Below are 12,298 nucleotides of genomic sequence, written 5' to 3'. Positions count from 1 at the left end.
ACGCCAATCGAGTGTTGGCATTTATTGTAAGGGAGTAAACCTCAGGTAAGGTCTGATTTTAAAGCTGACTAGCTCATTTTAGGAATTACCGTTATTACTGGAACACCCAAGATATCTTCGATTTCGGCTTTACGTTTGATTGTAGAATCGAATAACTCAAACAATACCGCAAGACCAATGCCCAATCCGATGCCTGCAACAAATCCAGCCAGAACAAAGATAAAAGTCGGCATGTTAGATTTCATGCTAGGTGTGAAAGGCAAGTCGATAATTTTCACACGTTTGTTTTGCTCGAATACCCCAAGCGAACCCGTTAGCTGAGCCATTTCATAACGTTCTGTCAGTTCATCATAAAGTTGGCGCTTAATCTCAACTTGTCGCTTAAGACGGTACATCTCTTTTGCATTTTCACCGAAGTTATTGGCCTTGTGTTCTAGTTCGAAAATCATAGTACGAAGGCTTTTGGTCTCTTCTGTTAAAGACTCAAAGCGAGCACGAACCAGTTGTAGGCTATGTAGTTGAGTGACCAAAAGAGGTTGGGTATCAGAAAGTTTGTTCAGTGTCGCGCTACTTGCAATGTCCCAAAGTTGGTCACTGTTCATCGTTGGTTGGGTTACTTCGAGTAAACTTTTTCTCTCATTTTCAAGTCTGTCTAATTCACGGACTTTAGCTTGCACAGCACTGTGTTTGTCTGTGTATTTAGCTTGTAACAGGGCAAGGTCGCTTCGAATATCGATGATTTGGTCTTCTAATTTACCTATCACAGGGTTGGTTCTTGAAAGTTGTTGGTCAATTGAGCCAAGACTTTTTTCAACGCCCGATAACTCTGCCTCTTTTTCAGCAAGGTTCTGTTTCAGCGATGCTAAGCGGTTTAAGCTTTGGCTTTGTACTTCTGGCGTCGATTGCACGTTTTCGTTCATGTACAAGGCCAATGCTTCTTCTGCTGTTTCAAGTTCAATACGACGCTTGTCTATATGAATTTTTAAAAAGTCACTTGAATCTTCAATAGATGAGCGTTCCGGCGCTAACAATTGTTCAATGAAATGTTCACTGACCGATCGCAGCGTCGCTTCCATTCCAGTTGGAGTGTTGGACGTTAAACTGATCTTGAGAAAGTCTTTTCCAAGCTGAGTAACTGATAAGCGTTGAGACAAGTCGGTGATGATTTCTTCTTTTTCTAGATCTGGCATATCTGGTGTGGTTAGCTGCAATTCATCAGCGACCGAGTAAAGAACATGTCGACTGTGTAGCAGCGTTCTTAATGCATTGAGTCGGTCTTTGAGCATGGTAGAAACGGCTATGTCTTCCAAGAATGGATTCATTTTGGCGGTTTCTTGAATCAACATACTGGTATGCGCGTCATATTTGGTCGGAGCCAACTTGCTTACACCGAAGCCTACAAAGGGCAAAATAAGCATTGGTAGAACGATAACGTAGCGTTGGCGCCACATGGCATTGATGATGGCCAATAACCGCAATTTCAGATTATTCATAATAGCTCCAACATCCAATGAACGAAGTTACCACGGTTCTGCCAACTCTCTTGTTCGACGACAGAGATAGGTGAATTGCTCAGTTGGCGCGCATGGTCAAGCGCCCAAATCATTTGATTTGCACTGCCAACAGTCGTTACGTGCTCTTGGTATGGAACTAAAGCAGGGAATGGCGTTGTGATAATTGGTGTGCCGGCCGCAAGGTATTCCATTAGTTTAAGTGGGCTGCAAGCTCGGATCTGCTCGTTATCAACAAACGGCAATAAGCTCACATCCCAGTGTTGAGAATAGCTCGGTAATGTATGGTGCGGACGTGGGCCTAGGTAATGTACGTTACTCAACTTAGGCAGCATGAGCGTATCAAGCTCGTTTGGGCCAATAAAAACAAAATCCCATTCCGGCATTGCATTCGCAACATGATCAATTATTTCATAATCAAGCCACTTAGAAAGGCTGCCATAAAAACCAGCAATAGGGCGGTGGTTACTTGGTAAATCTTTTGCTCTTGGTGCTGGTGTTGAAAATAGGTTTACGTCGACACCATGTGGTAGCAAGTGTGCTTTATGCTTTGGAAACTTATCCATCAACTTTTTGCTGGCCGCGAATATAAGAGTCGCTTTGTTGATCAACTCCGATTCGTGTTGCGCTACCGTGTCATGATCAACACCTGCCAAAGCGCTGAAATCATCGCCACAGTAATAAACCACAGATGACTCACCTAAGTGTCCGCACAAATCAACAGCGGTCGGAAGTGAAGTCCACAGGATAGGCGAATTAAGATTAAGTTCAGCAATAACCGGTTTTATTTGGTGTAACATCATTTGCTGAGCCAACTTTCTAGAAAACTTAGAAGCAGGCGCAGGAATGGTCTTCAAGTTCACGATCGTAATGTTGTCGTGTCCCTCAGAGTCGAGCATGTTTTGAGTCACAGCTTTGGTTTTGCCAAACAATTTGTTGAACGCTCGGGTTGCATCTTTAGCGGACAGCTTCGGTTGTCTTAGACCAATAGAGTTGACCCACAAGACTTTGTGCAGCTTAGCAAGGTGACGAACTAAATGTTGAGTCGATGAAGGTAGGCCGCCAAAGTCTTCACCAAATACGATTAAATCACGCATGGTCACCTCCATGAGTCTCTAACGAATCGAATACATCGGATTCAGTCCCTTCAACGGATTTAATCTGACCGACAACTCGAGCAGGGTTACCGCCAGCGATTGCAAAGGCAGGGATATTCTTTGTTACTACGCTACCTGCGGCTATTACCGCACCTTCGCCGATGGTTACGCCACCTTTAACCGTTACATTAGTGCCTAGCCACACATCAGGTTCAAGTATGATGTCGCCGATTTGCTGAGGATCATCGCCTTCACCTAGTGCTCGGCGTTTTGCATCAAGTGGGTGTCCAGAGTATCCAAATAGGAAAGTACCGCCAGCAATGCGTACGTTGTCAGAGATAACCACTTTTCCTCCAACAGCGATAGTCGACTGCCAACCGATGTCGACATTGTTACCAATCGAAAGCAATGGATGTTCTAAGCCTTCCAATGGTTGCGTACAACCAGAGAACGTAGTGTGCCCAGAGATGCGGCAATTGTCGCCAATCGAAATTTGTACCGGACCGCTCACGAAAGGTAGACCACCATACAAATACAGGCGTTTACCACATTGAGCCACACGACCTTTAAAAGCTGGTGTCCAGTAGAAGAAGCGAGTAAAGCCAGAAACCAAATTCACCACTAGCTTGTGCGCTTGATATAGGCAGCGATTAAGTACTTGAGGGGTAGGTAGCTCTGCGCTTCTGATATTTTTCAAAATGAAAAATACATTTCTAATTCGAGAATTAGGATGAAACTTAAGCCAATGCTTGAATTGATGTATAGATACTGACGTCATAATGAAACTCCTCTGTCTTGTTATATAGAAGTACTTTCATATACTATGCCATTTAATAAACTCAATATTTTCAATTGGTTAAGAATTGGCTTTTAGGTTTTCTCATTTTGACAGGCAGTTTGAGATATGTTCGCGATAGCGACAACCAGTGCTGCGAGGATATAAATAGGCCAATTGAAGCCTTGCGTTAGAAAAGTTCCTGACACGATGGTGCCGATCAACCCAGCATATACAGCGTAAGCGGCGGCATTAAGGTTTGGATCTATGGTGTTAGTTGTTTCTGAAAGCTGCTTCAGTGTGGAACGTATGGTTTTGATCAGTGAGGTAATCAGTATCACGTATATGATGAGTCCTAGAAAGCCGGTTTCTGCAAGTACGCCAAACCAAGTACTGTGAACAGCATGGTTTAAACCATCCCAGTGGGAACTGTAGAAGAAGTAGTTGGAAAAGAAGTTATCCAAACCGACTCCGGTTAAAGGGTTATCTAGCGCCATCTTAAAGGCAGCTTCCCAAGCATAAATCCGCCCCATAGCTGATTCATCGATACCTTGTTCAGCCGCACCGCCAGATGCTCGATCTGAAATCCCGGCAGCGAAATAAAGGCCAATCGCTCCAATTGCTCCCAAAGTAATCAACAGTGATTTTGAACGAATGATTTTGAGCGCAAAGATCCCGACTACAGCAAGTGAGCCAAGTAAACCACCTCGACTTTGTGTGGCAATAACGGCAGCAAGTAATAAAACCGTTGCACCAACACTAATGATACGTCTTGTTACCGGGATCCCCGTCGTGGTCGCTTGACTGATAGCAAAGGCTAATGGGAACATAAGAACTAAGGATAGGTCATTCGGGTCGCCTAACATCGAACCAAAGTCACGACCTATAGTTACGCGACTGCCTTCCACTAAACCAATCCCGTTGATTGAATTATTAATCGCGATGCTAGCAACTAATGATCCCGCACAGATAATAGCGGTCGAAGTCTTGACCAAATACTCTGCACTGTTTACTAACCAAACGATGGCGAGTGTCATCACCATTATTTTCCAGTAAACACCTTTGAATTCCGCCAGAGCAATCGGTCTGTTAGTCGCGAAGATAATACCAATGAAAACCAAACCCCAAAATATGGCGAGCCAATTCAAGCAAGGGTGCCAAAATATTTTAAGCTCTTTACTGATTAATGCATGCCAGAGTAGGGCTGATAGAGCGCCTAGTGAGAGCATCAGCGGTATTTTTAGTGAATAAAGTTGAGGTATTGCTTCGTGAATTCGGAAAAATGAAAAGACAACGAACAGCAACACTAACCAAAATGTCTTGTTTAACACGAATAATCCGGCTAATGGCAGAAGAGCTAGCGCTACAATAACAGCGGGATGAGGCACAAAGTACCAAACAACACCAAGCCCAACACATAAGGTGCTGATCATAATGATGACTGGGAATCTATTGGCTTCTGGGTTGATCATTGTTACCTCTAATATCGCAAATAAACTGGCTCACCAATTTTTTAAGGCGTAGTGACGCCTGATGTTAAATATTGCAAAGCGAGTGCCAGTTATGCATTTTGTTTAAGCTGCTGATTTAAGGTTATATTACAGAGGGAGGTGGTAGATTTGAGTTGAGGTTTTTCATTTTGAGAATCACTATAAAACTGACTAGGGTGCCCAAATCGTTAAGCCAAAGTGATCAACCCTGACTACGACTCGTTTTAGCGGTCGAGTTGATAGATCTCCAACAACTGCGGGATAACAGCTTGTGGCGAGTATTGGCTTTTGACGGTTTCTATCGCGTTACTCTTTAGAGAGTCGCGTTGTTCACTCGTCAATGACATCCACAAAGACAAACACTGTTCTAGTTCGGCTTCAGAATGGGCTAGGTAGCCGTTAACTTGATGCTCGATGAGTTTAGGTAAGTTGCCAACTGAGGTGGCGAGAACGGGAATACCGCGAATCATGGCTTCTAATGCGGCCATCGGTAAGCCTTCGAAGCGAGAAGGGATAATCAACAGATCGATTTGGCTCCAGACATCACCCATATTAGTCTGATGCCCGTACAAGTTAACATTATCAGGTTGAGATTTAACTAACGTCTCCATTTCTGGTCCGTCACCAAAAACGTCAAACTGAACCTCGGGAAACTGTTTAGCTAATGTCACAAATCGATCTGGCGCTTTTTCATGGCTTAATCGACCCACAAAACCAACGTGAATTTGGCTTGATGAAGGGGAGCTTGTTAACCCGGTTGGGACTTTAACAAAGTTATTCAATTGATAAGTCCCACTGGGCACTTTCGCTTTAATCTTCTCACTGACCACGAGCGACTGATCAGAAAGAAAGCTGCTGTAACGGTCGAGCCAGTCATAAAGCCACACCTTGCCTGTTGGGGTTTCACCTGCGTGATAAGTGGTGATTTGCTTTGTGTTGTTGAAACGAGGTGGGAGCTTGATTAACTTGCTGACCAAACTGGCTTTGTAACCATGAGCATGGATAAGCCTTGGCTGATAATGTTGAACGGCACGTTTAAGCTGTGCCGCGCTATTGCTGCTTGAATCTGCTGAGCAAGAGGCTAAATCGGAGAGGTAACTAAAAGGGATGTTCAGCGCTTCCAGCTTTTCAACGATGATGGCTCCAGGATTAAACTTCGTCAAAAGAACAATTCGAACAGCATCTGAATACTGAACGCTTTCAGATATCAGGCCTTGTGCTAATTCTAAAACATGTGTTTCTATACCTCCAAAAGTTTGGCTGTCGATCAACAGCCAAATCTCATGACGGTTTACGTTGAGTACACCTTGGCTAGGCTTGATTGCACTCATCTTCCGATTCCCAAGCCTGTTTCTTACGGTAAACAGTAGAAGGGCTAAGTTCTAACAACACCGCGGCATTTAACACATTCCCATCGCAATGATTAATGGCATGTTGAATAGCTTCCCGTTCTATTTGCCACATAGGACGAATAGCTCCTTCGCTTGTGGTAAATGCGGGCGTCATCGAACCGTTGCCAGTTGAGACAACTGACGATTGCTCTAATTCCTCTGGAGTAATAGGTGGCAACTTAGCGTCTGGAGCTTCTACCACAGCTGGTTGGGGCACCGTTACTCGAATAGGCGTCACTAATTTCGATGTTGGAGCAGCATCTGCTTTATTAATCGGAGACGGCAACATGTCTTTGGTTACGCTTGTTTCATTGTTCAACACCACGATGTTACGGATGATGTTTTGTAACTGACGGACGTTACCAGGCCATACGTAACGTTTAAGTAGGTTCTGCGTTTCTTTGTCTATTGATTTGAACTTCTTCTTGTCTTGCTTCGCATATAGCTTCAAGAAGTGATTGCAAAGGGTGACAATGTCACTTCCCCGTTCGCGAAGTGGTGGCATTTCGATAGGCACAACGTGAACACGATAATAAAGATCTTCTCTAAAGCGTCCTTCTTCTACCTCAACCAGTGGGTCACGGTTGGTCGCACAGATAATTCTGACATCAACTTTGATTTCGCGGTTGCCGCCGAGTGGAGTAAACGTACCAGTTTGCAAAAATCTTAGGAGCTTCTTCTGCATCTCCAATTCCATTTCACAAAGCTCATCGAGAAATAGGGTACCGCCATGCGCTTGCATCGCCGCGCCTTTACGGTCGGTTGTTGCGCCGGTAAACGCACCTTTAACATGACCAAAGATTTCACTCTCCATTAGGTCTCGAGGGATAGCGCCACAGTTAATGGCAAGGAAGGGTTTGCCGTTACGCTGGCTCTCTTGATGAATGGCTTCTGCACACACTTCTTTACCCGTACCACTTTCGCCGTTAATAAACACGCTAGCAGTGGTTGGCGCTACAGAATCAATGATTTTATAAACCGCCTGCATAGGTAGGCAAGAGCCGATGAAATTATGAAACCGATCACGATCGAACTTACTTTGCATGTTATCGACGAGGTTTTCGAGTTTCGCTCTTTTTAGATGTAAACGAACTGAAGTTTTAAGTCGATCTGCTTGAATGGGTTTCTCTAAGAAGTCTTCCGCACCTCGCTGGATAAGATCTACAGCAATGTTTACTGAGCCATGTGCTGTCGCGATAATAACTGCGGTCGGTATTCCGTTCGCGCTAATCCAATCTAAAACTTCCTCCCCCGGCATGTCCGGCAGCTTGAGGTCGAGAATAACAAGCTGAGGAGAGTGTCTTTCAATGAAGGTTTTAGCTTCCGCGCCGGTTTCGACGTGAAAAATATCGTAGGGCTCATCTTTTACGTACTGCTTGTAGAGTACGGCGAGCGACGTGGAGTCTTCAACTAACAATACCTTAGGGCGCATTGTATATTCCTTTTGAAACTTTATCCTAACTAACCAATAACATAGTGATAGAGGCCATCAATACGAGTCTTGTGCATTTGTTATCTACCGCATGCAATCTTTTAAAAAGCGGGCGGTATATTTTCCCGAATTGTTTGTCATGCTTGAACGTATCTTAATGGTGACTATATTGATAAACGACTATGTTGAGTTTTTAATTCGATACCGATATGAACATCTAATGTTAACTAAAGCCAGCATCTTTCCTTTCAAGCAAGGCTTTTATTGAGCGTTCTGCGAGTTCTAGTAATTCGTCAACTTGTAGAAATGCCGCATCATGATTTTGGTTTAAACATTGCTTTTCTAGAGCGCGAGCTAACTCACCCAAGGGGCGATTACCTAATGAAAGCGCCGTGCTGCCGAGAGTGTGGACCTCGAACTCAAGTGTCTGAGCGTCTTTCTGAGTGACAGCCTCTTTAATGGTAACCAAGCGTGTTTGTGTTTCTTCGACATAGTGGTCGATCAAGATCGGGATAATGTCCGCACTTGTATCTCGAATCATTTGCTCTAGAACGCTTTCATCCACAAGTTCGCTAACTTCTCGTGAGTTGAGATCTGCGGGTGCGTCTGACGCTAAAGTAGAATTGATCAAACTAAGTCCTTTTGTTGAGCCTAATATTCATGAGTACTATTAAGTTCTAGTCATTTTCTAGAATAATTTCAACTGGTTGCCGTGCAAATAGAGCAATTAATTGCTATCTCGCTTACCTTACTACCGTGTTTGTGACAAACCTAACGGGCTGATTTAATTTGTTTTCTCTTATGAAATATAAACTTAGGTGACTATAAAACGTAACGTGCGGGTAGAGTGTGGGCGAAAACGAGGTCGATACAAATAAAAAAGACCACCGCAGTTAAATAACAACAGTGGTCTTAGGAGGTGTTAAGCAATTTTGACTAATTTAAACAGCCGTACTCTAAATAACGAACAGTAGAACTACGAAGCCTTATCAATCCTTGGCTTTGGGTCGACTTCTACTTCTTCCTCGCTACTTTCAGAGAAGATGTCGGCAACAGCGCTTCTCTCCAGTTCACCTTTCAGATTACCTTCTTCATCAACAACCGGAAGTGAGTAGTCACAAGACATGGTGTCTGGTAGCACTTCTTCAATCACGGCATCAGGCAAGATAGCAGGGACTTCTTCGTATATCTCTTCGCTGAAATCATGCACCGATGCATCTTCAACGGCATCTTGTAGGCTCTCTTGAGTGACCAAGCCTTGATAGCCATCATCCGTAACGTGATAAGCGTAATCGTTCTTAAGCATCTTCATTTGCGCGAGAGCACCTTCTATTGTTTCCGATGTGATTCGGTAGAGAGGGGGCTGCATAACGGTTTCAACGGTCAATGCACGAGCACGGTTTACGTCTTTAACAAAAGCTTCTACGTAGTCATCGGCAGGGTTCAGAAGAATCTCATGTGGTGTGCCTTGTTGTACTAACTCGCCGTCTTTCAAAATTGCGATTCGATCGCCGAGACGGAGTGCTTCATCCAAATCGTGAGTGATGAAAACAATGGTCTTATGAAGTTTCTCTTGCAGCTCGATAAGCTGATCTTGCATTTCACTTCGGATCAAAGGGTCGAGTGCCGAGAAGGCCTCATCCATTAACAAGATTTCGGCGTTGGTACACAAAGCGCGAGAAAGGCCAACACGTTGTTGCTGACCACCAGACAGTTGGGCAGGGTACTGATTACCGTAGCCTTTCAAACCTACAGTCTCTAACCACTCGTTGGCTTTCGTTAAACGGTCTTCTTTTTTGATGCCTTGTACTTCCAACCCATACGCAACGTTTTCAACCACAGTGCGATGAGGCATTAAGCCGAAGCGTTGGAATACCATCGACATTTTATGACGACGGAACTCTTCTAACTCTTTAGTGTTGAGGCTCATCACATCAATGCCTTCAACCATGATTTTGCCTTGAGTCGGGTCAATCAAACGGTTGAAGTGGCGAATCAGCGTCGATTTACCCGAGCCAGAAAGACCCATGATAACGAAGATTTCGCCACGGTTAATCTCAAGGTTGATCTCTTTTAAACCAACGGTATGACCCGTGTCCGCGAGAATCTGATCCTTATGTTCGCCGTTTTGAACTCGGTTCATAACAGACATTGGTTTTGGTCCAAACACTTTGTATAGGCCACTAATCTCAATCAATGGTTTAGTCATGCTTGAATCCTCCTAAATGCGCATTAGTTCTTCTTGCGTACGCCTGAGAAGCGCGGTCAAAAAGGATTGCGAGGGCAACGATGGCGAAACCATTCATCAGGCCTAATGTGAAGTACTGGTTGGTAATCGATTTAAGAACCGGCTGTCCTAGACCTTTAACACCAATCATGGATGCGATAACAACCATAGACAGTGCCATCATGATGGTTTGGTTGATACCCGCCATAATCGTTGGCATTGCTAGAGGAAGTTGAACACCCCACAAGCGCTGCTTTTTGCTCGCACCAAAAGCGGTAGCGGCTTCAAGGACTTCTTTGTCGACTAGGCGTATGCCTAGGTTGGTTAAACGAATCACAGGTGGAATCGCATAGATAACCACGGCGATTAGCCCTGGAATCTTACCTATACCAAGTAGCATTACCACTGGAATCAAATAAACGAATGCCGGCATGGTTTGCATGATATCGAGCATCGGCGTAACGATAGATTGCGCTCGATTTGAACGAGCCATCGCAATGCCAATCGGAATGCCTAAGAATATCGAAACTAAGGTACACACAGTAATGATACTGAGCGTCCGCATGGTGTCTTCCCACATTCCAAAGTAACCAATGAGAATTAGAGAAACAACACAACCTAACGCCAGTTTCCAAGAACGGCTTGCTGCGTAGACAAGGCTGGTACACACGGCGAGGACTATAATCCAAGGTGTTGAGATAAGGAGTTTTTCAAACCAAACAAGGAATGAAAGAAGAGGGTCAAAGAGAGATTCAATCATTTCGCCGTATTCACGGGAAAATTCACGGTATGCGCCATCTAGCGTCTTTTTTATGGTTCGTAAATCAGAGCGTTCCATCTCTGGAAAGCTTGATAACCAATTGCTGTCAGCCATTTTATATCCTTATAGTTCGGAGCCACTTGTTCATGCGTTAGAAAAATCGGCAATGAAAAGGGCTCCGAATCATGAATAACATCAAGTATAGCGACGTTATTTCTGTTTTATTGTTGAAGCGTAATTACTCGTTGATCCAAGCTCTTACAGTTCAGCTTCAACTTTCTTAGCCACTTCTTGAGAAACCCATGGGTGCCATACTTCTGGGAATTCACTCAAGAAATGCAAACTCGCTTCTTCACCATCAGCTTGGTTGTCTTCCATCCAAGCAAGTAGCGAGTTCATTTTGTCGTTGGTGAAACCACGTTTAGTAAAGTAGTCGTACGCTTCAGGTGCTCGTGAAGCAAAACTTTCAGTGGTAATCGTGTGGACGGGTGAAGGCGGGTACATGGTCGCTTTTGGCGATTCACAATCTTCTTTGGTGGTACAGTTAAGGAACTCTTCCTCATTTACGCCACTGCCAAAGTCGACTTTAACCATGTCGTATTTACCTAGAACAGCGGTTGGTGCCCAGTAGTAACCAAACCATGCTTCTTCACGTTCATAAGCTTTTGCGATAGAGCCAGATAAGCCGGCACTCGAGCCTGGATCAACAATCGTGAAACCACTGTTTTCTAGCTCAAGAGCATTAAACAAATTTCCGGCGCTGATCTGACAGTTCCAGCCTGCAGGGCAGCTGTAGAATGCAGATGTATCTGGGTCTTCAGGGTGTTTGAATAAGCTAGCGTTCTTGCGTACGCCTTCGATGGTTGCCATTTCAGGGTATTGTTTAACTAGGTAAGCTGGAACCCAAAAGCCTTCTTCGCCGCCGTTCACAAGTGCTTTACCTGCGTAGCGAAGGCGTTTTTCTTCAACACCTTTATCCAATGCGTCTTTTAAGCTGTTGCTCCAAAGTTCAGGGGCAACATCAGGCTGGCCTTTTTCGATCATAGATGTGCCTGTTGGCATCGTGTCGCCAGGGATAAGTTCAGCATCACACCCATAACCGTGTTCTAGGATGAATTGGTCGATATTGGCGATCAGTGTTGCAGAGTTCCAGTTCATATCTGCGATTGTTACGCTGCCACATTCTCCAGCGTTAGCATTACCACTGGCTGCTGCTACTAACAAAAATACGGAGCTTAACTTGTATTTCATATTGAGTTTCCTTTCTCTTTAATAATACAACTAAGGTAACCAAGGTAAATTGATTATCTAAATTGCTCGATGGTGATCCTTTCCGTGTATTTGAACCATTTGAGCAGAAGGAGGGATGGGTGAAGTTTGAATAGATAAACGTGCAAAGTCAGTGAAGTGTGATTTGCCAATTCATCCACTGTGTTTCAACAGCCATCGGATAACTTTGTCAAACTATTACAAATTCGTCAAAAACCACCTCTATTTATAATCTTAGGGAATAATCGTACGAATTCCATCTTTGATTCGATTTACATGACGCTTTAACTGTCTGTGTCACATTACCGCTAAAGTTAGGTGTGGGGCTGTTGATTTTTGAAGGGAT

Annotated in this window: 10 protein-coding genes; all 10 read right to left on the bottom strand. The window is 44.2% G+C overall.

Annotation, left to right across the window (positions count from 1 at the left end; genetic code table 11):
- Positions 1-68: 68 nt before the first annotated feature.
- Positions 69-1,493 (bottom strand): Wzz/FepE/Etk N-terminal domain-containing protein, encoded by a 1,425-nt coding sequence (locus CWO08_RS15065; protein WP_102478763.1) that lies wholly within the window; start codon positions 1,491-1,493, stop codon positions 69-71.
- Positions 1,490-2,608 carry a glycosyltransferase gene (locus CWO08_RS15060; protein ID WP_102431961.1) on the bottom strand — a complete coding sequence of 373 codons (1,119 nt, stop codon included), beginning with the start codon at positions 2,606-2,608 and terminating at the stop codon, positions 1,490-1,492. Before CWO08_RS15060 ends, CWO08_RS15065 begins: the two co-directional genes overlap by 4 nt.
- Positions 2,601-3,386: a DapH/DapD/GlmU-related protein gene (locus CWO08_RS15055; protein ID WP_108020707.1), complete on the bottom strand. Its 786-nt coding sequence runs from the start codon at positions 3,384-3,386 to the stop codon at positions 2,601-2,603. Before CWO08_RS15055 ends, CWO08_RS15060 begins: the two co-directional genes overlap by 8 nt.
- Positions 3,387-3,478: 92 nt before the next feature.
- Positions 3,479-4,855: an O-antigen ligase gene (locus tag CWO08_RS15050; RefSeq protein ID WP_108020706.1), complete on the bottom strand. Its 1,377-nt coding sequence runs from the start codon at positions 4,853-4,855 to the stop codon at positions 3,479-3,481.
- A 242-nt stretch (positions 4,856-5,097) separates the two neighbouring features.
- A complete protein-coding gene (locus CWO08_RS15045; protein ID WP_108020705.1) occupies positions 5,098-6,204 on the bottom strand; it encodes a glycosyltransferase family 4 protein in 1,107 nt (368 codons plus the stop codon).
- On the bottom strand, positions 6,185-7,696 hold the full coding sequence (locus CWO08_RS15040; RefSeq protein WP_102431957.1) for a sigma-54 dependent transcriptional regulator: 1,512 nt from the start codon (positions 7,694-7,696) through the stop codon (positions 6,185-6,187). The genes CWO08_RS15045 and CWO08_RS15040 overlap by 20 nt, the downstream gene beginning before the upstream one ends.
- A 223-nt stretch (positions 7,697-7,919) precedes the next feature.
- Complete coding sequence (locus CWO08_RS15035) at positions 7,920-8,324, bottom strand: Hpt domain-containing protein (protein ID WP_102431977.1); 405 nt, start codon at positions 8,322-8,324, stop codon at positions 7,920-7,922.
- A gap of 348 nt (positions 8,325-8,672) precedes the next feature.
- Entirely contained in the window at positions 8,673-9,905 is a 1,233-nt protein-coding gene (locus CWO08_RS15030) for a glycine betaine/L-proline ABC transporter ATP-binding protein (RefSeq protein ID WP_102431956.1), read from the bottom strand.
- Entirely contained in the window at positions 9,898-10,797 is a 900-nt protein-coding gene (locus tag CWO08_RS15025; RefSeq protein WP_108020704.1) for a proline/glycine betaine ABC transporter permease, read from the bottom strand. The genes CWO08_RS15030 and CWO08_RS15025 overlap by 8 nt, the downstream gene beginning before the upstream one ends.
- Before the next feature lie 144 nt (positions 10,798-10,941).
- Complete coding sequence (locus tag CWO08_RS15020) at positions 10,942-11,934, bottom strand: ABC transporter substrate-binding protein (RefSeq protein WP_019823101.1); 993 nt, start codon at positions 11,932-11,934, stop codon at positions 10,942-10,944.
- Positions 11,935-12,298 lie beyond the last annotated feature (364 nt).

It is taken from the genome of Vibrio sp. 10N.286.48.B8 (genome assembly GCF_003050085.1).
Classification (GTDB): Bacteria; Pseudomonadota; Gammaproteobacteria; order Enterobacterales; family Vibrionaceae; genus Vibrio; species Vibrio crassostreae.
The sequence above is the reverse complement of the archived record's forward strand: the minus strand, read 5'-3'. Positions and strand labels throughout refer to the sequence as shown.